Source organism: Micromonospora sp. DT62, from assembly GCF_049847285.1.
Lineage (GTDB): Bacteria > Actinomycetota > Actinomycetes > Mycobacteriales > Micromonosporaceae > Micromonospora > Micromonospora reichwaldensis.
The window spans coordinates 303393-325686 of the sequence record NZ_JBNCOB010000004.1 but is presented as its reverse complement, the minus strand read 5'-3'; the positions used below and the strand labels follow the sequence as shown (position 1 = coordinate 325686).

Below are 22294 nucleotides of genomic sequence, written 5' to 3'. Positions count from 1 at the left end.
ACGCGTACGGCGAACGGCCGGTCGCGGAGCGTGCTCCGCGACCGGCCGTCGGTCGTCGATCGTCAGGGGCGGCCCATGCCGCGGTACTCCCAGCCGGCCTGCGTCCACAGCGCCGAATCCAGGCAGTTGCGGCCGTCGACCACCTTGCGTCCGGCGGCCAGCTCGCCGAGGGCCACCGGGTCGGCGTTGCGGAAGTCGGCCCACTCGGTGAGTACGCAGACCAGGTCCGCCCCGGTCACGGCCTCGTTGATGCCGGGCTCGTAGACCAGCTCGGGCGCCACGGCGCGCGCCCGCTCCATGCCCTGCGGGTCGTAGACGTGCACGTCGGCGCCCGCCTTGCGCAGCAGCGAGGCGACGGAGAGCGCCGGCGCGTCGCGTACGTCGTCGGTGTTGGGCTTGAAGGTCGCGCCGAGCACGGCCACGCGCGTGCCGGAGAGATCCGGTCCGGCGGGCCCGGAGCGGCGGCCGAGCAGCTCGGCGGCGAGCTGGACCACCCGGGTCCGGCGGCGCAGGTTGATCAGGTCGACCTCGTGCAGGAAGCGCAGCGCCTCCCCGGCGCCCAGCTCCTGGGCGCGGGCCTGGAACGCGCGGATGTCCTTGGGCAGGCAGGCGCCGCCGAAGCCGAGGCCGGCCTGGAGGAACCGGTTGCCGATGCGCGGGTCGAAGCCGATGGCCCGGGCGAGGTGGGTGACGTCGCCGCCCGAGGCCTCGCAGACCTCGGCCATCGCGTTGATGAAGGAGATCTTGGTGGCGAGGAAGGCGTTCGCGGCGACCTTGACCAGCTCGGCGGTGGCGAAGTCGGTGACCACCAGGGGCACCTCGCGGTCCTCGGTGGCGGCCAGGTCGAAGACGCCCTTGTGCGCGGCGTAGAGCATGCCGTTGGCCCACTCGCTCTTGACGCCGACGACGATCCGGTTGGGCCGCAGCACGTCGTCGACGGCGAAGCCCTCCTGGAGGAACTCCGGGCTCCACGCCACCTCGACGCCCAGGTCGGCGGGGCTGTGCTTGCTGACCAGCTGCTCCACCCACTCGGCGGTGCCGACCGGCACGGTCGACTTGCCGACGATCAGCGCCTTGCGGGTCAGGTGCTGGGCCAGGCTGGTGACCGAGGCCTCGACGTACGACAGGTCGGCGCCCATCCCGTCGGCGCGCTGCGGCGTGCCGACGCAGATGAAGTGCACGTCACCGAACTCGGCCACCTCGGAGATGTCCGTGCTGAACCGCAGCCGGCCGGCCGCCAGGTTGCGCTTGAGCAGCTCGTCGAGGCCGGGCTCGTGGATCGGCACCTCGCCGGCGTTGAGCATGGCGATCTTGTCTGCGTCGACGTCGAAGCCGAGGACGTCGTAGCCGAGTTCCGCGTAGCAGATGGCGTAGGTCGCGCCGAGATAGCCGGTGCCCAGGAAGGTCACCCGCGGTCGTTGTGCGCCGGAGGGGGGCGTCACCGCAGCGATGGCGGGCATCGGCTGGGTGTTGGGGTACGGGATCGTCACGCCTGTCTTCTCCGCTCGCGCTGGCGTCGCTTCGTCGCGTCGCGTTCTGCTGCGGCGCCTGGGCGGGCACCGGAGGGACTCTAACGTCTGCCTGTTCCATCGTCGCCGGGCGGCGTCGGCGCTCTGCCACGTCCAAGGCTACGCGGCGGTAACATGACCCCGAGTCATGTCGCTATCCTTCAGTCTGCGCCGTCGGCGGTCAGGAGACGCTACAGACTGCGCATGATAGCGGTGAAGGGGAGGGGCCGACATGGCCGCAGAGCAGTCGTTCGACGTCTACCGGTTGCCCGAGGAACACGAGGCGATCCGGGAGGCGGTCCGTGAGGTCTGTGCGGCCAAGGTGGCGCCGCACGCCGCCGAGGCGGACGAGACCGGTGAGTTTCCGAAGGCGTCCTACGACGCGCTGCGGGCCGCCGACTTCCACGCACCGCACGTCCCCGTCGAGTACGGCGGCGCGGGTGCGGACGCCCTGGCCACGGCCATCGTGATCGAGGAGGTGGCGCGGGCCTGCGCCTCGTCCTCGCTGATCCCGGCGGTCAACAAGCTCGGCACCATGCCGCTGCTGCTGGCCGGTTCCGAGGAGCTCAAGCGGCGCTACCTGACCCCGGTGGCGGCGGGCGAGGCGATGTTCTCGTACTGCCTCTCCGAGCCGGAGGCCGGCAGCGACGCGGCGTCGATGACCACCCGCGCGGTGCGTGACGGCGATCACTGGGTGCTCAACGGGGTGAAGCGCTGGATCACCAACGCCGGGGTGTCGGAGTTCTACACCGTCTTCGCGGTCACCGACCCGTCCGCCCGGTCGCGGGGCATCTCCGCCTTCGTGGTCGAGAAGTCCGATGCCGGGGTCAGTTTCGGCGCCCCGGAGAAGAAGCTCGGCGTCAAGGGCTCGCCGACCCGCGAGGTCTACCTGGACAACGTCCGGATCCCCGCGGACCGCATGATCGGCGCCGAGGGCACCGGCTTCGGCACCGCGATGAAGACCCTGGACCACACCCGGGTCACCATCGCCGCGCAGGCCGTCGGCATCGCCCAGGGCGCGCTCGACTACGCCAAGGGGTACGTCCAGGAGCGCAAGCAGTTCGGCAAGGCGGTCGCCGAGTTCCAGGGCGTGCAGTTCATGCTCGCCGACATGGGCATGAAGCTGGAGGCGGCCCGGCAGTTGACGTACGCCGCGGCCGGCAAGTCCGAGCGGGGCGACGCCGACCTGACCTACTTCGGCGCGGCGGCCAAGTGCTTCGCCTCGGACGCGGCCATGGAGATCACCACCGACGCCGTGCAGCTGCTCGGCGGCTACGGCTACACCCGGGACTACCCGGTCGAGCGGATGATGCGGGACGCCAAGATCACGCAGATCTACGAGGGCACCAACCAGGTGCAGCGCATCGTGATGGCCCGTCAGCTCCTGAAGGGCTGAGCCGGTCGGCGGGCGGGTCGGTCGTCCGGCCCGCCCGCATCCTCACCCGGCTCCCGGCGCGCGTACGTGTCCCGGCCGGGGCGTCACCGGATCTCGGTCGTCGTGTCCTCTTCCGGCCGGTTGCCGGCGCGCGGCGGCGCCGACCACGGCGATCCCCCGCCGGTGCGGCGCGGCAGCGGCTCCGTCGGCGTCGGGTCCGGGTAGCCGAGGTTCGGCGGGGCGGTGTCCCGGTCGGTCGGCTCGGCCGGCGGCCAGTCGGTCAGGGTGAAGTCGTTGCGCTCCGGCCCTTCGGCGGACGCCGGCGTCGGCTCGACCGCCGGTCGGGGCCAGCGCCGCCAGCGCTGCCCGCTGAAGGTGGCCACGACCAGCAGCAGGCCGATCAGGAAGAGCGTGCCGTTCTCCACCGGCAGGTGCAGCGGCAGGGGGTCGCCGAAGACCTTCCAGCCGTCCGGGATGCGGTCCCGCACCTCGAAGGGCGCGACGAACATCGCCACGTACGGGGTGGCGAGCAGCAGCCCGGCCACGAGCGGGCCGAGCGGTGACGTGCGCAGCGTGCCGAGCAGGCCGAGCAGGACCCCGCCGACGGCGAGGTAGACGGCGGGCTCGATGAGATTGGCCGAGTTCGACGTGCCGATCTCGACCCAACGGTCGACGGTGCCCGCCGACCCGTCCTGCCCGAGGGTGACCAGCACCCACGTGACGGGCGCCACCACCAACCCCGCGAGGAAGCTCCAGAGATGTCGCATCCGCGCACCGTACCGTTTTCGACATGACCGAGCACCCCTCCACCGCGCCGGCCGGCAAGCCGACCTCCTACTCCCGGGTCACCCTGAGCCGGATCATGACCGCGGTCGACGTCAACCTGTACGGCACCGTGCACGGCGGGGTGCTGATGAAGTTCATCGACGACGTGGCGGGGGCCGCCGCGGCCCGGCACAGCGGCGGCACGGCGGTCACCGCGGCCATCGACGAGATCGTCTTCACCGAGGCGGTCCGGGTCGGTGACCTGCTGCACGCGCACGCTCAGGTGAACTGGACGGGGCAGACCTCGATGGAGGTCGGCGTCCGGGTGGTGGCCGAGCGGTGGGACTCGGCCGAGGACGAGCCGGTGCGGGTGGCCACGGCGTACCTGGTCTTCGTGGGCGTCGACCTCGGCGGCGCGCCGCGGGCGGTCCGGCCGGTGCTGCCGGAGGGCCCGGAGGACGAGCGCCGGTTCCGGGAGGCGGAGATCCGCCGCGCCCACCGGCTGGCCCGGCGACGCGCCATCCAGGCCCACCGCGCCGGCTGACCGGGTGTCAGGAAGGGCCCCTTCCTCCACGAAAAGCGTCAGGAAGGTGCCCTTCCTGATGCGGCACACACAGCAGGGCGGTAGGGCATGTGGGTTCGGCACGTGCGCCGACGGAGGTCGGGTGCGGAGAATGGCGCTCTGAGGTAGGGCAAGATGGCGCCACGGCCCACTTCACAGTGTCGTGCGGGGCCAGGGGAGGTTGAGCTGTGGGTGACGTGCTGTGGACGCCGCCGGCGGACGTACGCGAGCGGTCCCGGATCGGAAGCTACCTGCGCTGGCTGCGCGAGCACCGGGGGCTGGACTTCGCCGACTACGACGAGCTGTGGCGCTGGTCGGTCACGGACCTGGACGCGTTCTGGCGGTCGGTCTGGGACCACTTCGAGGTGGTCGCGCACACCCCGCCGACCGCCACGCTGAGCGGCCGGGAGATGCCCGGGACCAGGTGGTTCCCCGGCGCCACCCTCAACTACGCCGAGAACGTGCTGCGGATGCCGGGCCTGGCCGACGACGACCCCGTGGTCATCGCGCACGGCCAGACCCGGGCGCCGGTCACCCTCACCGCCGCCGAACTGCGCGAGCAGGTCCGCCGGGTGGCCGCCGGGCTGCGCCGGCTCGGCGTCACCGCCGGCGACCGGGTCGCCGCCTACGCGCCCAACATCCCCGAGACGTACGTGCTGCTGCTCGCCACCAGCAGCCTGGGCGCGATCTTCTCCTCCTGCGCGCCGGAGTTCGGCACCCGCAGCGTCACCGACCGGTGGCAGCAGATCGAGCCGAAGGTGCTCGTCGCGGTGGACGGCTACCGCTACGGCGAGAAGCCGGTCGACCGGCGCGGGGAGGTGGCCGCGATCCGGGCCGCCCTGCCGTCGGTGAAGCACACCGTCGGCATCGCCTACCTCGACCCGGCCGGGGATCCGGCCACCGCGCCGCCCGGCGGCGCTCCGGACCGGCCGGCGGGCGCGTTCGAGGGAGCGCTGGCCTGGTCGGAGCTGGCCGCCGACACCGACGAGCCGCTGACCTTCACCCCGGTCCCCTTCGACCACCCGCTCTACGTGCTCTACTCCTCCGGCACCACGGGGCTGCCGAAGCCGATCGTGCACGGCCACGGCGGCATCCTGCTGGAGCACCTGAAGATGCTCGCCCTGCACCACGACCTGGGCCCGGCGGACCGGTTCTTCTGGTTCACCACCACCGGCTGGATGATGTGGAACTTCCTGGTCTCCGGGCCGGCGGTGGGTGCGGCGATCGTGCTCTTCGACGGCAACCCGGCCCACCCCGACCTGGGGGCCCTGTGGCGGCTGGCCGGGGAGACCGGCACCACGTACCTCGGCACGTCCGCGCCGTTCCTGCTGGCCTGCCGCAAGGCCGGGCTGGTGCCGAAGGAGACCGCCGACCTCTCCGCGCTGCGTGGGGTCGGCTCGACCGGCGCGCCGCTGCCCGCCGAGGGCTTCACCTGGGTGTACGAGACGGTCGGCGACGACCTCCAACTCCAGTCGCTCTCCGGCGGCACGGACGTCTGCACCGGCTTCGTCGGCGGTGTGCCGCTGCTGGCCGTGCACGCCGGTGAGATCACCTGCCGGGCGCTCGGCGCCAAGGTGGAGGCCCGTTCGGCCGACGGCACGCCGGTCGTCGGCGAGCTGGGCGAGCTGGTGATCACCGAGCCGATGCCGAGCATGCCGGTCGGCTTCTGGAACGACGCGGACGGCACCCGCTACCGGGAGGCGTACTTCGACCTCTACCCGGGTGTCTGGCGGCACGGCGACTGGATCACCATCAACGACCGGGGCGGCTGCGTGATCACGGGCCGTTCCGACGCCACCCTCAACCGGGGCGGCGTACGCCTCGGCACCGCCGAGTTCTACTCGGTGGTCGAGGGGCTCGACGAGGTCGTCGACTCGGTGGTGGTGCACCTGGAGGACGACGAGGGCGGCGCCGGTGAGCTGCTGCTGTTCGTGGTGCTCGCCGAGGGCCTGGAGCTGGACGACGCGATGCGGAAGAAGATCTGCCGCGAACTGCGTACGGCCCTGTCGCCCCGGCACGTCCCGGACGAGATCCACCAGGTACGGGCCGTGCCGCGCACCCTGTCGGCGAAGAAGCTGGAGGTCCCGGTGAAGAAGATCCTCACGGGCACCCCGGTGGACTCGGCGGCGGCCAAGGGCGCCCTGGCGAACCCGGAGTCCCTCACGGCCTTCGCCACCCTCGCTCAGACCCGCACCCCCCGCCCCTGACCCGCACCCCGCGCCGGCCCACCCACCCCACTCCTCCCACGCCGCCCGGGCGGGGTCGGTGAAGGGGTGGGAGGGGTGGGTCGTCAGGTGAGGGGGCGGGTTACCCGTTCCGTGGTGGTGCGGGTGGGGAGGGTGGACGGGTCCAGGTTGGCGCAGAGGACCGTGGTGGCGGTGGCCGTCAGGGGGGCGAGCAGCCAGTCGACCGGATCGGGATACTTCCCCGTGTCGATCAGGACCCGGTCGCCGGACGCGATGCCCAGTTCCGTGGCGCGGGCGGTCGCGCGGCCCAGCAGCGCCGCCTCGCCCGGGCCGCCGGGGGCGTACGGGCTGAAGTGGTCGCCGTGGGCGCGTACCTCCGACACGTAGTCGGCGAAGCCGGGTGGCACCTGGCGCATCGGCAGGGCGAACGGGTCGAGGGCGAGGACGTACCGCTCGCCCGCCGACCAGGTGTCCGCCTCGGCCACCCGGGTCGCGGCGGTGAAGAGCACGTCCACGTCGCCCGGCGTGTCGGCGACGGTCAGCCCGGCCGACCAGCAGCCGAGCAGCACGGCGGCGGTCTGCCAGTGCGGCGGTAGCGACACACCGGCGACGTCGCCGGGGCCCAGGGCCACCTCGTCGACGAGCAGGTTGGCCGTCTTGGCCACCCAGTTCGCCAGCGTGGCCCCGGAGAGCTCGGTCCGTTCGCCCGTGGCGTCGTCGTACCAGGTCAGCAGCGGTCGGGTCGGGTCGGTCGCGATCGCGTCGGCGAAGACCCGGGCAATGTTGTCGGCCATCGGCGCGAACGATACGCCCCCGGTGGCCGTACTCGATGACAGCGAGAAGTCGGCGTACCGTCGGGTCGCAGTCAACGTCGGCGCCGGGCTCCGGCGTAGGCTTGCCGGAGTGTTGTTCCCCACAGTTCCGTCAGTTCAAGGAGTTGCCCCGTGACCGCCGGCCGCCCGCCCCGCGTGCTCATCGACGCCACGAGTGTCCCCGTCGACCGTGGTGGTGTCGGTCGATACGTCGACGGCCTGCTCGGTGCCCTCGGCAAGGTGTGCGGATCGGGGGTGGAGTTGGCCGTCGTCTGCCTGCGTACCGACCTGGAGCGCTACACCCGGATGCTGCCGGGTGCGGAGATCGTCCCGGCCCCGGCGGCCGTCGCGCACCGCCCCGCCCGGCTCGCCTGGGAGCAGACCGGCCTGCCGCTGCTCGCCCAGCAGGTGGGCGCGCAGGTGCTGCACTCGCCCTTCTACACCTGCCCGCTGCGCGCCGGCTGCCCCGTCACGGTGACCGTGCACGACGCGACGTTCTTCACCGAGCCGGAGCACTACGACAAGTCGCGGCGCACCTTCTTCCGCAGCGCGATCAAGACGTCGCTGCGCCGCGCCAACCGGGTGATCGTGCCGAGCAAGGCCACCCGGGACGAGTTGATCCGGCTGCTCGACGCGGACCCCACCCGGATCGACGTGGCCTACCACGGCGTCGACCACGCGGCCTTCCACGCGCCCAGCGACGAGGAGAAGGCCCGGGTCCGGGCCCGGCTGGGGCTCGGCGGCACCAACTACGTGGCCTTCCTCGGGGCCAAGGAGCCGCGCAAGAACGTGCCGAACCTGATCCGCGGCTGGGCCCGCGCGGTGGCCGAGCGGGCGGATCCGCCGGCCCTGGTGATCGCCGGTGGCCAGGGGCACGACGACGACATCGACCGTGCGGTGGCGGAGGTCCCGTCGCACCTGCGGCTGCTCCGTCCCGGCTATCTCCGCTACGCGGACCTGCCCGGCTTCCTCGGCGGGGCGCTGGTGGCCGCCTACCCGTCCTACGGGGAGGGTTTCGGCCTGCCGATCCTGGAGGCGATGGCGTGCGCCGCCCCGGTGCTCACCACGCCCCGGCTGTCGCTGCCGGAGGTGGGCGGCGACGCGGTCGCGTACACCAGCGAGGCGCCCGACCAGATCGCCACGGACCTGGCCGCGTTGCTCGACGACGAGCAGCGGCGGTTGTCCCTGGCCAAGGCCGGTTTCGACCGGGCCAAGGAGTTCACCTGGGAGTCCAGCGCCGAGGTGCACATCGCCGCCTGGAGCCGGGCCCGGGCCTGACCGCCGTGGCCGGCGGCGCGAGAACGCGTCCCCGGTCAGGCGAATCGGGCATGATGTGCGGGTGATCTACGCCGTGATCCCGGCGGGTGGCAGTGGCACGAGATTGTGGCCACTGTCCCGCGCCGGCCATCCCAAGTTCCTCCACCCGCTGACCGGCTCCGCCGCCTCGCTGCTCCAGGCGACGGTGGACCGGCTGGGTCCGCTGACCACCGCCGAACGCACCCTGGTGGTCACCGGGACCGCGCACGTGACGGCGGTGGCGCGCCAGCTCGCCGGGCTGCCGGAGGAGAACATCCTGGTCGAGCCCTCGCCCCGGGACTCGTGCGCGGCGATCGCCCTGGCCGCCGCGGTCATCGCGCGGCGCGACCCGGAGGCGGTGATGGGTTCCTTCGCCGCGGACCACCTGATCGGTGACCCGGAGCGCTGGCGGGAGGTCGTCCGGGAGGCGGTACGCGGCGCCGAGCAGGGCCTGCTGATGACGGTCGGCATCACCCCGACGCGGGCCGAGACCGGCTACGGCTACCTCCAGACCGGCGACCCGGTGGACGGGGGCCCGCTGCGGCCGGTGGCCGAGTTCAAGGAGAAGCCGAGCGCCGAGGTGGCCGAGGCGTACCTGCGCTCCGGGCGGCACCTCTGGAACGCCAGCATGTTCGTCTGGCGGGTCGACGTGTTCCTCACCGAGCTGGCCCGCCAGCAGCCCGCCCTGCACGCCGGGATCGTCGCGATCGCCGAGGCGTGGGGCACCGAGGAGCAGGACGACGTGCTCGGCACGGTCTGGCCGACGCTGCCGAAGATCTCCGTCGACTACGCGGTGATGGAGGGCGCGGCGACGGCCGGCCGGGTGGCGACCGTGCCGGGCGACTTCGGCTGGAACGACGTCGGCGACTTCCACACCCTGGGCGAGGTGCTGCCCGCCGACGCGGACGGCAACGTGGTGCTCGGCGCCGACGCCAAGCCGGGGGTGCTGCTGCGGGACAGCGCCGGGCTGGTGGTGGTGCCCCACTCCGGGCGGCTGGTGGCCGCGGTCGGCGTGCGCGACCTGGTCATCGTCGACACCCCGGACGCGCTGCTGGTCTGCCCCCGCGACCGGGCGCAGGACGTGAAGAAGGTCGTCGACGAGCTCAAGGAACGGGGCGAAGAGGGGCTCGTCTGAGCGTCGCCAGGGCCGGGGCGACCAGGTGCGCCGTCCCGCCGGCCAGCGGCTCCGGCAGCCGGTCCGGCGGGAACCAGCCCAGCGCCTCGGACTCCTCGCTGACCCGCTCCACGGCCCCGGGCGGGGCGAGCACGGCGAAGCGTACGTCGTGGTGCAGCGAGCCGCCCTGGCAGCTCACCGGGTGGATGTCGACGTCGATCGGGACGGGGTCGATCCGCAGGCCGGCGATGCCGGACTCCTCGCCGGCCTCGCGAAGGGCGGCGGCGGCGAGGGTCCGGTCGGCCGGCTCGCAGTGGCCGCCGAGCTGCACCCACCGCCGGAACTTGCCGTGCAGGCAGAGCAGCACCCGCGACCCGGTGGCGTCGAGCACCAGCGCGCTCGCCGTGACGTGCCCCGGCCGGTGCGCCCGGCTCATCGCCACCGGCCCGGCGGCCAGCAGCGCGACCGTGCGGTCGCGGGCCTCGGCGGCGGCCGGGCCGGTCGGCTCCCACCGCCTCAGCGTCGCGACGGCGTCGGCGTGCAGGGCCGCGTACACCTCGGCGTGCCGCGTCTCGTCCGTCTCGGCGGGCGCGGCCGGGCGCGGCTCCGTGTCCGACGACGGTCGGGAGGCGGCGGTGGGAGAGTCGGCCATGTCGACACTGTACGAGCCGACGCTTCGTACCCTGGCCCGGTGACCCTGCGACTGTTGGAGTTCGTCGTGGCCGGCAACGAGGCCAGCGACCTGCTGCCGGTGCGCTCCGTTCCGCTGCTGCGGGCGCACGGTGCCCGGCGGGGCTTCTGGACCGTGCTGGACGAGGGGCCGGTGGAGCACTGCCTGGCCCTGCTGCTGGAGCTGGACGACGGCCGCTGGGTCGCCCACCACGTGGCCGCCGACGCCGGGGCCGAGAACGGCCGCACGGAGGACGGCGAGGCGCTCGCGCACCACGACGGCTGGGTGTACGTCTTCGGGTCCCACTTCGGTTCGAAGGCGGGGCCGCTGCGCCCGCGACGCGCCTTCGTGGCCCGGTTCCGCGAGGACGACGCGGCGGCGGGCCCCCTGCCGGTGCAGGTGGTCCGCAACCGGTTCCGGCTGCACCGGGCGGTCAACGACGCCCTGCTCGCGGCGGCGTTCACCCCGCTGCCGCCGGGCGAGCGGGTGCGGGCCCGGTTCATCGGGGAGACCGTCGCCCGGGGCACCGCCCGGTCGAAGGGCTGGGTCAGCCGGCTCGTCCCCGAAGACCTGCCGCTGAACGTGGAGGCGGCGGCCTTCACGCCGGCCGGCGGCGTCCTGCTCGGACTGCGGTTCCCGGTGACCGCCGACGGCGAGCCGATCCTGGTCGAGCTGACCGGTGTGCCGGAGATGTTCGACCCGGCCCCGAGCTGGCCGCGGGCGGCGGGAGCGTACGCCTTGACGGGGGTGACGCCGCCCGGCGCGCTGGCCGGCTTCCGGGCGATCACGCCCACGGACGACGGCGGCTACGCGGCGATCGTCGGGTCGATCGACGCGCTGGGCAAGGGTTCGGTGCTGCTCGACGACCATCCGACCGGCGGCGAGGTCACTTCCCGGCACGTGCGGTTTTCCGCACCAGGCGACAAGCACCTGGTCCCCGGCGAGCTGGTGGCCGACCTGGCGCCGTTCCACCACGTGGAGGGAGTGGCCGAGTGGGACGGGCAGAGCTTCTACGTCACCGACGAGGACCATCGGGTGGCGCTCTGGGTCGCCTGAGCTGTGGCGGACCGGCGGCCGGACGACACCTCCGCGGAACACGGCCGCAGACCCTCGTGGTGCCGTCCGGTCGCCGGTCTCTCCCCGTCCCCCGGGTGCCCGGTTCCGGGCGCGTCGGGTGACGTGCCCGCCCCCGTGTACGGGCAGTGAGAGCATGCCGAACGGCCCACGGAGGCGTCGAGGTCTTTCAGTCCACGCTTAAAGACGGAGATAAGTGCCGGCCAGGTACAGTGCAAACGGTTGCCAGGCATCCCCTCTGCCGGGCGACGCGGGAGCCGTCCATGCTGAAGATCTACTTTTCCGCCGAGGACATCCTCCGGACCCGGGTGGCTCCGGCGGCGGATCCGGTGTGGGAACTGGTTCTCAGCCTGCACCTGCTGCCCGGCCGTGGCCGGGATCCGCTGCTGACGGGCTGGCGGCATAGCGTCACGCGGGGGCTGCGCGAGGTCAGTGACTCGGCGGGACTGCGCCTCCTGCTGACGCTCAATCCGCCCCGCGGCTACTTCCCCGACTTCCTCACCCCGTACGACAGCGTGTCGGGGTTCGACGCCGGCATGGAGGCGGTCCGCAGCACCCCCACGGCCCTGTTGCAACGCGACCTGGCGCTGCTCGCCGCCAACAGTGCCCTGCCCGTCGGCGCCGGGGCGCTGGCCCGGGGGGAGCCGGACATCCTGCGCGGCCTGACCGGCGCGATGGAGCGCTACCGGGGCCTGGCGATCGACCCGTACTGGACCCGGATCCAGGCCGCGGTGGAGGCCGACCGCTCCCGGCGGGCCCGCGCCCTGCTCGACGGCGGGGTGGAGGGGCTGCTGGCCAGCATGCGGCCCGCCATGCGCTGGGAGGCCGGCGTGCTGGAGATCCGCGACTACCCGCACAGCCGGGAGCTGCACCTGGGCGGGCGCGGCCTGCTGCTGGTGCCGTCGTTCTTCTGCGCGGCCACGCCGGTCGCCCTGCTCGATCCGGCGCTCCCCCCGGTCCTCGTCTATCCGGTGGACCGGCTCGGCGGCCTGCTGCCGGCCCCCGGCGAGGGCGGCGGCCCCGGCGCGTCGGATCCGGGTCGGGAGGCGCTGGCCGCGCTGCTCGGCCGGACCCGGGCCGCCGTGCTGGCGGCCAGCGACGACGGCTGCACCACCGGCGAGGTGGCCCGCCGGCTGAACATCTCGGCCGCCGCCGCGAGCCAGCACACCACCGTGCTGCGCAACGCCGGCCTCCTGGTCAGCCAGCGCGACCGCAACACCGTCCTGCACACCCTGACCCCGTTGGGGCGGGCGATGCTCAACTCCTGAGCGCGCCCGCCCGGGCCGCCGTCAGCCGGGTCCCGGGCGAGGGACGGCTGGTGGCGGTGCCCCTGCCCGCCCGGGCGCCGTCAGAGGGCGAGCGCGGCGCTGGCGGTGGTGCCCGGGGGCGGGGGGAGCAGCAGGGAGGCGACGCCCTCGGCCGCCAGGGCGGTGCGGAGGCGTTGCAGGTCGGCGCCGAAGCGGACCAGGTCGACCGGGCCGGCCGGGGTGGCCGGGGATCCGAGCACCAGTGTCGTCGCCTCCGCCGGCCAGCCGGGCACCCGGGAGGTCAGCCCGGCGGCGGCCTCCTCGTCGGGGACCAGGCTGAAGACCGTGCCGGGCGCGACCACGCCCGCGACCGTGCCGATCGCCCGGCGTACGGCCTCCGGATCGGGCGGGGTCGGGTTGAGGCCGTCCGGCAGGGTGGCGGCGGCGGCCAGCCCGGCGGCCCTCGCCTCGGCGGTGCCCAGCGAGAAGAGGTCCATCGAGGCGTCCCGGACCAGCGCCGACGCGCCGACGCCGTCGTCGGGCCGGGGCGCGGTGAGGTAGCCGCGCACCACCGCGACGGGCATCTGGTCACACTTGCCCTTGATCAGCTCGCCCGCGCCGGCCAGCTCGTCCACCACCGCCATCTGGGTGAGCTGGAGCTCGTTGCCGTACGGGTCGACCTCGCCCCGGTGGTCGCGGATCGCGTCCATCCCGGCGACGCCGAGCGCGACGTCGGTCAGCCCGTTGCGCCAGGGCCGGCCCATCGTGTCGCTGACGATCACCGCGACGTCCACGCCGTGTCGCTCGCGCAGGGCGGCGCGCAGCGCCCGGGCCGAGGCGTCCGGGTCCTCGGGGAGCAGCACCAGCCGGGTCTTGTCGACGTTCGAGGCGTCGATGCCGGCCGACGCCATCACGAAGCCGTGGTGGGTCTGCACGATCCGGGTCGCGCCCCGGGCGGCCACCACCCGCGCCGTCTCGGCGGCCAGCACCTCGTCCCGCGCGGCGAGCCGCTCGGGCCCGTCCGCCGGGACGTCGACGAGGCGTCCCTCCGCCTTCGAGACGATCTTGCTGGTCACCACCAGCACGTCGCCGTCGCGCAGCCAGGGCGCGGCGGTGGCGATCAGGGCCGCCAGGTCGTCGCCCTCGGACACGTGGCCGATGCCCGGCACCGGCAGGATCTCGAGCCTCACGTCAGCTCCAGCGCGGCGCGGACCATGGCCGCCGTCGCCGCCTCGTCGGTCATCCGCAGCGGTGCTGCGCGGACCGTCACCTCCGGCACCACCGTGCCGGCATCCTCCTCGGCGACCAGCCAGCCGTCGAGCAGCCCGCCGGCCGACCGGCCGCCGTAGAGCCGGCCCACGCCGGCCGCGCTGCACTCCACCCCGAGCACCGCCAGGCAGCGGTCGGCCATGCCGCGCACCGGCGCGCCGCCGATGATCGGCGACACGCCGACCACCGGCGCGGGGCCGTCGGCGACCGCCTCGCGCAGCCCGGGCACGGCCAGGATCGGGGCGACGCTCACGACCGGGTTGCTCGGCGCGATCAGCACCACGTCGGCCCCGGCGACGGCCTCCAGCACGCCCGGCGCCGGCCGGGCGGCCTCCGCGCCGACGAAGACGAACCGGTGGGTGGGGACGTCGCCGCGGTGGCGTACCCACCACTCCTGGAAGTGGATCGCCCGCTGGCCGCCGTCGAGCTCCACCACGACGTGCGTCTCCAGCCGGTCGTCGGTCGCCGGCAGCATGCGTACGCCGGGCTGCCAGCGGGCGGCGAGCGCCTCGGTGACGGCGTGCAGCGGGTAGCCGGCGTTGACCATCGTGGTCCGCACCAGGTGGGTGGCGATGTCCTTGTCGCCGAGCCCGAACCAGCTCGGCTCGGCGCCGTACGCGGCCAGTTCCTGCTTGACCGTCCAGCTCTCGCCGACGCGCCCCCAGCCCCGCTCCGGATCCGCGCCGCCACCCAGCGTGTACATCACGCTGTCCAGGTCGGGGCAGACCTTGAGCCCGTGCAGGAGCAGATCGTCGCCGACGTTGACCACGGCGGTCACCTCGGCGCCGACCTCGCGGGCGTACGCACGTACGCCGACCAGGAAGCGAGCACCTCCGATGCCGCCCGTCAGAACCACGATGCGCATGCGCCCATCCTCGCGTACGGGCCGCCTCCGGTCCGCGCGTGGGCCGGGAGACTAGGCTCACGTCGGCAACTGTCCGCATTCGCCCCGAGGGGGATCCCGTGACCAGCCCCGCCGAGCCCGCGTCCACCGACGCGACGCAGGCCAGCCAACTGACCAAGCCGCTGCGTGAACTCGCCGCTTTCGTGCTCCTCGGCGCGAACGCCGTGTTCCTCTTCGTCGGCCTGATCCGGCTGGTGACGCCCACCGAGTACAGCACGATCGGCGGGCGGGCCGGCAGCGCCTTCTTCGCCTTCGTCGGCGTGGAGTCGGTGTTCCTGCCGCTGCTGGCCGTGCTGCTCGCCACGCACGTGAAGCCCCCGGTGCCGAAGGCGAAGCTGATCACCCAGGTCGCCCTGGGCGAGTACGCCTTCAGCGCGCTGTTCGGCGGGCTGACCTTCCTCTTCTGGACGGTCGACCGGCTGGCCGAGGGCGAGATCCTCGACGCCTTCCTGGGCCTGCTGAGCCGTATGGCCTGGCTGGCGCTGTTCGCCGTCGCCGCGTACGTCGTGTTCAAGGTCTGGCGCACCCTCTACCACGTGCCGAAGCCGAAGCCGCAGCCCGGCGTGTACGGCCAGCCGCAGCCCGGCTGGCCCCAGCAGCAGGGCGGCTACCCCGTCCCCGGCCAGCAGGTCCCGGGTCAGCAAATCCCGGGTCAGCAGGTTCCCGGTCAGCAGGTCCCGGGTCAGCAGGTCCCGGGTCAGCAGGTCCCCGGCCAGCAGGGCGGCTGGCAGGCGCCGGGCCCCTACGGCGCCCCGTACGGTCAGCAGCCCGCGCCGTACGCCGGCGGCCCGCAGCCGGGCTCGCCGTTCGCCCCGGCACCGCAGTCGGCGCCCCCGGCCCCGCAGTCCGCGCCCCCGGCCGCTCCCGCCCCGCAGTCCGCGCCCCCGTTCGGCCAGCCGCAGAGCGCCCCGCCGTTCGGCCAGCCGCCCTCGGCCGACCCGACCCAGGCCATCCCGCGCCAGCCCGTCGAGCCGGCGGAGCCCACCCAGGCGATTCCGCGTCCCGCCGCCGACGAGACCGACCGGACCCAGCGCATCAACCCCGGCGAGAGCCCCGACGCCCCGCGCTGACCGCGACCCCGCCCCACCCGAGCGCCCCGCACGGCTCCCGTGCGGGGCGCTCGCCGTCCCACCCCACCCCACTGCCCCCACCCAACTGCCCCTGCCCACCCCGCCCTCAGGCCGCGTTGATCAAGAGGTTTTGGCCTGCAAAAGGCACTCGCTGGGGCCAAAACCTCTTGATCAACGCCCTGAAGCTGCCCCGGAGCTGCCCCGGAGGCGCGCCCGGGAGCTGCCCGGGGGTGGGCGTGGGAGCGGCGCGGGGTGTGGCAGGGGGATGGGTGCGCTGGGTCACCGTGTGGGCCGGGTGGGTGAGGTGGGACGGGGCGGATGAGCGCCTAGGCTGGGCGGATGGTTGATCGCACCGTGCCCGGCCCGACCGATGCGAGCGTGCGGCGGGCACTGCACCGGGCCGCGAGTGGGCGGGCGCTCGACGTCGACGAGGCCACCGCGCTGCTGGCCGCCCGGGGCGGGGCGCTGGACGAACTGCTCGACGTGGCGGGCGCCGTGCGCGACGCCGGGCTACGCGAGGCGGGGCGGCCGGGCGTGGTCACGTACTCGAAGAAGGTCTTCATTCCTCTCACCCGGCTGTGCCGGGACCGGTGCCACTACTGCACCTTCGCGACCGTGCCGCACCGGCTGCCGGCGGCTTTCCTCGACCGGGACGAGGTCCTCGCCATCGCCCGGGCGGGTGCGGCCCAGGGTTGCAAGGAGGCCCTGTTCACGCTCGGCGACCGGCCGGAGGAGCGCTGGCCGGCGGCCCGGCAGTGGCTGGACGAGCGCGGCTACGACTCCACCCTGGACTACCTGCGCGCCTGCGCGGTGGCGGTGCTGGAGGAGACCGGGCTGCTGCCGCACCTGAACCCGGGCGTGCTCTCCTGGTCGGAGTTGCAGCGGCTCAAGCCCGTCGCGCCCAGCATGGGGATGATGCTGGAGACCACGGCGACGCGGCTGTGGTCGGAGCCGGGCGGCCCGCACTTCGGCTCCCCGGACAAGGAGCCGGCGGTACGGCTGCGGGTGCTCGACGACGCGGGCCGGGTCGGCGTGCCGTTCACCACGGGCATCCTGATCGGCATCGGCGAGACGCCCGCCGAGCGGGTCGACGCGATCTTCGCGATCCGCCGGGCGCACCGCGAGTACGGCCACCTCCAGGAGGTGATCGTGCAGAACTTCCGCGCGAAGCCGGACACGGCGATGCGCGGGATGCCCGACGCGGAGCTGCACGACCTTGCCGCCACGGTGGCGGTGGCCCGGGTGCTGCTCGGGCCCAAGGCCCGGATCCAGGCCCCGCCGAACCTCATCGCGGGCGAGTACGACCTGCTGCTGCGCGCCGGCATCGACGACTGGGGTGGGGTGTCCCCGCTGACTCCGGACCACGTCAACCCGGAGCGTCCCTGGCCGCAGATCGACGAGCTGGCCCGGCACACGGAGAAGTCCGGCTTCACCCTGCGCGAGCGGCTGACGATCTACCCCGAGTACGTGCGGGCCGGCGATCCGTGGCTGGATCCGCGCCTGCTGCCGCACGTCGGCGCGCTGGCCGATCCGGCGACCGGGCTGGCCGTCGAGGCGGCCCGACCGGTGGGCCGGCCCTGGCAGGAGCCCGACGAGACGTACGGCGGCCGGACCGACCTGCACGCCACCATCGACACCACCGGGCGCACCGGCGACCGGCGCGGCGACTTCGACCACGTCTACGGCGACTGGTCCGAGGTGGCCGGCAAGGTCACCACCGGCGGCGGGGGCGGGACCGATCTCGACCTGCGGGCGGGGTTGCGGCTGGCGGCCGACGACCCGGCGGCGCTGCTGGAGCCCCGGCACGAGGCGGCGGCGCTGGCGCTGTTCGGCGCGGACGGGCCGGCGCTCGACGAGCTGTGCCGGCTCGCCGACGACGTGCGCCGGGCGGCGGTCGGCGACGACGTGACGTACGTGGTCAACCGCAACATCAACTTCAGCAACGTCTGCTACGTCGGCTGCCGGTTCTGCGCCTTCGCCCAGCGGGAGCGCGACGCCGACGCGTACCGGCTGTCGGTGGACCAGGTCGCCGACCGGGCCGAGGAGGCGTGGGCGGCCGGTGCCAGCGAGGTCTGCCTCCAGGGCGGGATCGACCCGAAGCTGCCGGTGACCGTCTACGCCGACCTGGTCCGGGCGATCAAGGCGCGGGTGCCGGGGATGCACGTGCACGCGTTCTCGCCGATGGAGATCGTCACCGCCGCCGCCAAGGCCGGCGTGCCGGTGCGGGAGTGGCTGACCGGGCTGCGCGAGGCCGGCCTGGACACCATCCCGGGCACCGCCGCCGAGATCCTCGACGACGACGTGCGCTGGGTGCTCACCAAGGGCAAACTGCCGGCCGCCGCCTGGGTCGACGTGGTCGGCACGGCCCACGAGCTGGGCATCCGGTCCAGCTCCACCATGATGTACGGCCACGTGGACCACCCCGCACAGTGGCTCGCGCACTTCCGGGTGCTGGCCGGGTTGCAGGACCGTACGGGCGGGTTCACCGAGTTCGTGGCGCTGCCGTTCGTGCACACGAACGCGCCGATCTACCTGGCCGGCATCGCCCGCCCAGGGCCGACGTGGCGGGAGAACCGGGTCGTGCACGCGATGGCCCGGCTGCTGCTGCACGGCCGGATCGACAACATCCAGTGCTCCTGGGTGAAGCTCGGCGACGAGGGCACGGCGGCGATGCTGCGGGGCGGCTGCAACGACCTGGGCGGCACGCTGATGGAGGAGACGATCTCCCGGATGGCCGGGTCCGGCAACGGTTCGGCGCGTACGGAGGAGCAGTTGATCGCCATCGCGACGGCCGCCGGACGACCGGCCCGCAAACGCACGACGGCGTACGGCAGCCCTCGTCCATAGGGGATGTCGCGCGGCACGCCGCCGGGTCGGGTTCGTCCGCCTCGTCCGTACCGCTTGGTGGGACGAGCGGTCGTCGATGGGCGGGATTTCTGTCGCAAGTGGAGGGACGGCCGGATCCGTCCGGCACAGCAGCGTGTCGGTGGCTCGCCGCGCTTCGGGGTACGCCGCCACGCCGCCGCGCCGCGTCCACATCGTGGGCTCAGCGCCGCCGGCGTCCCCGGCTCGACGGGCGGTCCGCGCCAACTCGGGTTAACCTGTGCCCCACCAAGATCAACGGATCGTGGTGGGTGACTTTTGGGCGTCCTCATCGGCCTCCCCAGTCGGGTCGGCGGGGAAGCGCCACGGGAGAAAACTCGGGCAACTCGCCGGAGAGGGCGTTACTCGGCCGGGGTCTGAATCGATAGGGCAGGTTGCGAGGCCGGGTGGCCGGGTGGCCGTCCGGAGTGTTGTCGGGAGGACGACTCCATTATCAAGTTCAGCTTGACGGCGCACGCATTACACGCGTGTAATTTGAATGGGGTTGTTCGCACGGAACGCTACAAATCGGGACCGTACGGACAAGCACGCCTTCCGCGTGGGGGGTTGCAGCGGCGATGACGCCGGTGCGCGACAAGGAGGCATCTGATGGACGGCCAGCTTGAGGTGGCCGACCTGCTCGGAAACGCGCCGGAGTGGCAGGAGCGGGCGCTTTGCTCCCAGACCGATCCGGAGGCGTTCTTTCCCGAGAAGGGCGGCTCGACCCGCGAGGCGAAGCGGATCTGCTCGCGCTGCGAGGTGAAGACGGAATGCCTCGAATACGCTCTCGGTCACGATGAGCGGTTCGGGATCTGGGGCGGGCTCTCGGAGCGGGAGCGGCGCAAGCTCAAGCGGCGGGTCGCCTGAGCCTTGCCGGGCCGGGGCGGTGGGGGCCGCCCGGCTCAGGCCAACTCGTCGGGGTCCACCCCGAGCAGATTGGCCACCTGTTCGATGATCACGTCGTGCACGAGATCCGCGAGGTCCTCGCGATCCATCGCACGGAACTCCAACGGCCGGCGGTAGAGCACGATCCGCGGGGGCACCTCCTGCCGGCCGGGGCGACCCGGCAGCAGCCGGGCGAGCGGCACCTCGCCGTCCTCCAGCACATCGGAGTCGTAGACGTTGAGGTCCGGCGGAACGTCCTCCACAGCGAACTCGACCCCGGCCAACTCCTTGGCGAACCGCCGTTCGAGGGTCTCGACCGTGTCCAGCACCAGATCGTCGAAGATCTCCGCCTTCGTACGCGCCAACGGCACCGTCGCCGGCACCAGCCGCCCGCGCAGGCCGCGCCCGTGCCGGTCGCGGTGGGCGCGCCGGCCGGGGCCGGGGCGGCGGTGTTCCGGGCTCGTCATGAGGAAAGGTTAGCGCCCGCACCGACCTGGCCTGCGGCAGCGCTGCTGGCGCGGCGCGGCGCGGTCGGCATTCGCGGGGTGACGCTCGCCCGCCCGGCGGCCCGCCGGCCCGCAACCGGCCGAATTGTGATCACCGTGACGGGCGTGTCGCAACGCGAAGCAGTGCGCCGGACCCGGTAATGGAGATACCCTGCCGCCGTGAGGTCACCACGGCGCTGCTCCCGTAACGGCTGCCCCCGGCAAGCGGTCGCCACGCTGACCTATGTCTACAACGAGTCGACAGCGGTGGTCGGCCCCCTGGCGGCGTTCGCCGAGCCGCACACGTACGACCTCTGTGAACCGCACGCCCGGAGCCTGACGGCGCCGCGCGGCTGGGACGTGGTCCGGCACGAGGGCGAGTTCGAGCCCCCGCCGCCCACCACCGACGATCTGGTCGCCCTCGCCGAGGCCGTCCGCGAGGCCGCCCGCCCGGTGGCTCCGCGCCCGCCCGAGGACGACCAGACCGTCAACTCGACCCCCCAGACGGGCCGCCGGGGTCACCTGCGCGTCATCCCCCCGAACCACTGACCCGCCGCTCGGCACCCACCTCCTCCGCCTCGATGCGTCCGGCCGCAGCCGGAGATCGCGGCGGAAGCCGTGGGCGCCGGGGAGGGAACTCCGCGGACCTAGCGGTTTGCCCGGGGCCTGAGGGGCACGCCGGGCACTGTCGAGCTGAATCGTCTACGACATCGCGGCGCTCCGCTGAGGGCTGAGTCGTTCGCGACATCAGTTCGACAGCGCAGGCGAGGTGGTCGGGCGCTGCCGGCACGCGGCCCATCCGAGGTGCGATCCCGCTCGGTCTGGTGCCTGGACCGACGCTGCGGAGGGGCATGTCCAGGGCCTTTCCCGGGCGGTCGTCGGCCACCTCGGGTGCGCGAAAGAGATCCCGCCGCGACACGCCGGCAGCGCCACGACAAGGGCACGCTGCGTGGCTACCGTGCGCCCCAGTGTGATCGCGGGCGCAGGAGGTCGGATGGTGAACGAGGTACTTCGGGTGGCGATGGCCGAGAAGGGCGAGACCGCCGAGTCGCTGGCGGAGAAGGTGGGTGTCGACCCGAAGACGGCGGGGCGGTGGCTCGCCTCGGGGCGGATCCCGCACCCCAGGACCCGGCTCGCCGTCGCCGAGGTCCTCGGGCGCGACGCCGCCGAGCTGTGGCCCGAGCCGTTCCGCCGCCGCGACCTGCCGTGGTTCCGGCCGTGGGCCGAGCTGGAACAGGACGCCGTCTCGATCAGGTCGTACGAACCATCGCTGGTGCCGGGCCTGCTCCAGACCGAGGGGTACGCCCGCGCGGTGCTGGCGACCGGCGGCCTGCTCCCGGCGGCCGAGGTGGACGAGATCGTGGGCGGCCGGCTGGCCCGGCAGGCGATCCTGGCCCGGGACGCCCCGCCCCAGCTCGTCGCCGTCATCGACGAGGTGGTGCTGCGCAGGCGGGTGGGGGACCGGGCGGTGATGAGCGGGCAGTTGGCCCACCTGCTGGCGGCCGCCGCGCAGGAGCACGTGCAGGTGCGGGTGATCCCCGCCGAGACGCCGTGGCACACCGGGCTTGCCGGGCCGTTCGCCCTCATCCGCCTGCCCGACGGCGCCGAGACGGCCTATGTGGACAACCAGCTTCGCGGTCAGGTGGTGACCGAGAGTGCCGACGTTGCTAGCCTGGGCGCGAGATGGGAGAGCGTCGCGGGCGAGGCGCTGCCGCGACGGCAGTCGATCGAGCTGATCGGGAAAGTGGCGACGACATGGACATGACCGACGCCCGCTGGCGCACCGCGACCCGCAGCAGCAACAACGGTGGAAACTGCGTCGAGGTGGCCGACAACCTGCCCGGTCGGGTGCTCGTGCGGGACAGCAAGGACCGCGCCGGGGGCGTGCTCACCTTCGCGCCGGACGCCTGGCGGGCGTTCGTCGGGTCGGCCGGCCGTCACGGGCACGCCGGCTGATCGGGGCGGTGCCCCAGGCGTACGCCTGCCCGCGCGGCGTGCGGCAGACGAACGCCGCACTGGCGGGACAGGGCCGTCACCGCGACGATCCGCATCGCTCCCGCGACGATCCGCATCGCTCCCGCGGTCGAGCAGGATGTGGTCGCGTCATCGCCCTTCGCGCACGCTGATACCCGCCGTCCGTCGTGGCCGTCGGCCCATGTCACTATCTGTCGTTCACCGCACCTGACGTCCCGCCGGCGCGCCGCTCCCAC

The 22294-nt window shown here is 73.7% G+C and carries 20 protein-coding genes; 13 read left to right on the top strand and 7 right to left on the bottom strand.

The annotated features are described in order from the left end of the window. Positions 1 to 62: 62 nt before the first annotated feature. Entirely contained in the window at positions 63 to 1490 is a 1428-nt protein-coding gene (locus ACPXCB_RS09020; protein WP_425873908.1) for a UDP-glucose dehydrogenase family protein, read from the bottom strand. A 250-nt stretch (positions 1491 to 1740) separates the two neighbouring features. Between ACPXCB_RS09020 and ACPXCB_RS09015 the strand changes: the two genes are divergently transcribed. Next, positions 1741 to 2904: an acyl-CoA dehydrogenase family protein gene (locus ACPXCB_RS09015; protein WP_366640738.1), complete on the top strand. Its 1164-nt coding sequence runs from the start codon at positions 1741 to 1743 to the stop codon at positions 2902 to 2904. A gap of 83 nt (positions 2905 to 2987) precedes the next feature. Here the strand turns inward: ACPXCB_RS09015 and ACPXCB_RS09010 are convergent, their stop codons facing one another. Next, positions 2988 to 3650 (bottom strand): hypothetical protein, encoded by a 663-nt coding sequence (locus tag ACPXCB_RS09010; RefSeq protein ID WP_425873905.1) that lies wholly within the window; start codon positions 3648 to 3650, stop codon positions 2988 to 2990. A gap of 23 nt (positions 3651 to 3673) precedes the next feature. On the opposite strand from ACPXCB_RS09010, the gene ACPXCB_RS09005 reads away from it, so the two are divergent. Together ACPXCB_RS09005 and ACPXCB_RS09000 are read left to right on the top strand one after the other, a co-directional pair. Beyond that, positions 3674 to 4192: an acyl-CoA thioesterase gene (locus ACPXCB_RS09005; protein WP_132233514.1), complete on the top strand. Its 519-nt coding sequence runs from the start codon at positions 3674 to 3676 to the stop codon at positions 4190 to 4192. Positions 4193 to 4398: 206 nt separating this feature from the next. Next, positions 4399 to 6417, top strand: coding sequence for an acetoacetate--CoA ligase (locus tag ACPXCB_RS09000; RefSeq protein WP_425873903.1), 2019 nt, complete (start codon positions 4399 to 4401; stop codon positions 6415 to 6417). Positions 6418 to 6500: 83 nt separating this feature from the next. On the opposite strand, the gene ACPXCB_RS08995 is transcribed toward ACPXCB_RS09000, so the two are convergent. Further along, a complete protein-coding gene (locus ACPXCB_RS08995; RefSeq protein ID WP_425873901.1) occupies positions 6501 to 7190 on the bottom strand; it encodes a TIGR03089 family protein in 690 nt (229 codons plus the stop codon). 150 nt (positions 7191 to 7340) lie between these two features. Between ACPXCB_RS08995 and ACPXCB_RS08990 the strand changes: the two genes are divergently transcribed. Together ACPXCB_RS08990 and ACPXCB_RS08985 are read left to right on the top strand one after the other, a co-directional pair. After that, a complete protein-coding gene (locus ACPXCB_RS08990; RefSeq protein ID WP_311414325.1) occupies positions 7341 to 8486 on the top strand; it encodes a glycosyltransferase family 4 protein in 1146 nt (381 codons plus the stop codon). A 61-nt stretch (positions 8487 to 8547) separates the two neighbouring features. Beyond that, positions 8548 to 9639 carry a mannose-1-phosphate guanylyltransferase gene (locus ACPXCB_RS08985; protein ID WP_425873898.1) on the top strand — a complete coding sequence of 364 codons (1092 nt, stop codon included), beginning with the start codon at positions 8548 to 8550 and terminating at the stop codon, positions 9637 to 9639. Here the strand turns inward: ACPXCB_RS08985 and ACPXCB_RS08980 are convergent. Beyond that, on the bottom strand, positions 9608 to 10270 hold the full coding sequence (locus ACPXCB_RS08980) for an NUDIX hydrolase (protein ID WP_425873896.1): 663 nt from the start codon (positions 10268 to 10270) through the stop codon (positions 9608 to 9610). The two genes, ACPXCB_RS08985 and ACPXCB_RS08980, sit on opposite strands and share 32 nt — an antisense overlap. 39 nt (positions 10271 to 10309) lie before the next feature. Between ACPXCB_RS08980 and ACPXCB_RS08975 the strand changes: the two genes are divergently transcribed. Then, positions 10310 to 11344: a hypothetical protein gene (locus ACPXCB_RS08975; RefSeq protein WP_425873894.1), complete on the top strand. Its 1035-nt coding sequence runs from the start codon at positions 10310 to 10312 to the stop codon at positions 11342 to 11344. A gap of 281 nt (positions 11345 to 11625) precedes the next feature. Beyond that, positions 11626 to 12630, top strand: a complete 1005-nt coding sequence (locus ACPXCB_RS08970; RefSeq protein WP_425873892.1) for an ArsR/SmtB family transcription factor — start codon at positions 11626 to 11628, stop codon at positions 12628 to 12630. Positions 12631 to 12710: 80 nt separating this feature from the next. Here ACPXCB_RS08970 and ACPXCB_RS08965 read toward each other — a convergent pair whose 3' ends face one another. Together ACPXCB_RS08965 and cofD are read right to left on the bottom strand one after the other, a co-directional pair. Further along, a complete protein-coding gene (locus tag ACPXCB_RS08965) occupies positions 12711 to 13799 on the bottom strand; it encodes a coenzyme F420-0:L-glutamate ligase (RefSeq protein ID WP_425873890.1) in 1089 nt (362 codons plus the stop codon). Then, positions 13796 to 14743, bottom strand: coding sequence for a 2-phospho-L-lactate transferase (gene cofD, locus ACPXCB_RS08960; protein WP_425873888.1), 948 nt, complete (start codon positions 14741 to 14743; stop codon positions 13796 to 13798). The genes ACPXCB_RS08965 and cofD overlap by 4 nt, the downstream gene beginning before the upstream one ends. A 98-nt stretch (positions 14744 to 14841) precedes the next feature. Here cofD and ACPXCB_RS08955 point away from each other — a divergent pair, with 98 nt between their 5' ends. The 3 genes from ACPXCB_RS08955 (at position 14842) to ACPXCB_RS08945 (ending at position 19581) form a co-directional block, all read left to right on the top strand. After that, positions 14842 to 15852 carry a hypothetical protein gene (locus tag ACPXCB_RS08955; RefSeq protein WP_425873886.1) on the top strand — a complete coding sequence of 337 codons (1011 nt, stop codon included), beginning with the start codon at positions 14842 to 14844 and terminating at the stop codon, positions 15850 to 15852. Positions 15853 to 16191: 339 nt separating this feature from the next. Beyond that, on the top strand, positions 16192 to 18699 hold the full coding sequence (locus ACPXCB_RS08950; RefSeq protein ID WP_425873884.1) for a bifunctional FO biosynthesis protein CofGH: 2508 nt from the start codon (positions 16192 to 16194) through the stop codon (positions 18697 to 18699). Positions 18700 to 19323: 624 nt separating this feature from the next. Next, positions 19324 to 19581, top strand: a complete 258-nt coding sequence (locus ACPXCB_RS08945; RefSeq protein ID WP_088980572.1) for a WhiB family transcriptional regulator — start codon at positions 19324 to 19326, stop codon at positions 19579 to 19581. Between the two features lie 35 nt (positions 19582 to 19616). On the opposite strand, the gene ACPXCB_RS08940 is transcribed toward ACPXCB_RS08945, so the two are convergent. After that, positions 19617 to 20066, bottom strand: a complete 450-nt coding sequence (locus tag ACPXCB_RS08940) for a metallopeptidase family protein (RefSeq protein ID WP_089001916.1) — start codon at positions 20064 to 20066, stop codon at positions 19617 to 19619. A gap of 198 nt (positions 20067 to 20264) precedes the next feature. Between ACPXCB_RS08940 and ACPXCB_RS08935 the strand changes: the two genes are divergently transcribed. The 3 genes from ACPXCB_RS08935 (at position 20265) to ACPXCB_RS08925 (ending at position 22040) form a co-directional block, all read left to right on the top strand. Continuing rightward, positions 20265 to 20633: a DUF3499 domain-containing protein gene (locus ACPXCB_RS08935; RefSeq protein ID WP_132233538.1), complete on the top strand. Its 369-nt coding sequence runs from the start codon at positions 20265 to 20267 to the stop codon at positions 20631 to 20633. Positions 20634 to 21081: 448 nt separating this feature from the next. Then, complete coding sequence (locus ACPXCB_RS08930; protein ID WP_425873993.1) at positions 21082 to 21849, top strand: helix-turn-helix domain-containing protein; 768 nt, start codon at positions 21082 to 21084, stop codon at positions 21847 to 21849. Next, positions 21840 to 22040, top strand: a complete 201-nt coding sequence (locus ACPXCB_RS08925; protein ID WP_425873882.1) for a DUF397 domain-containing protein — start codon at positions 21840 to 21842, stop codon at positions 22038 to 22040. The genes ACPXCB_RS08930 and ACPXCB_RS08925 overlap by 10 nt, the downstream gene beginning before the upstream one ends. The last annotated feature ends 254 nt before the right edge of the window (positions 22041 to 22294 follow it).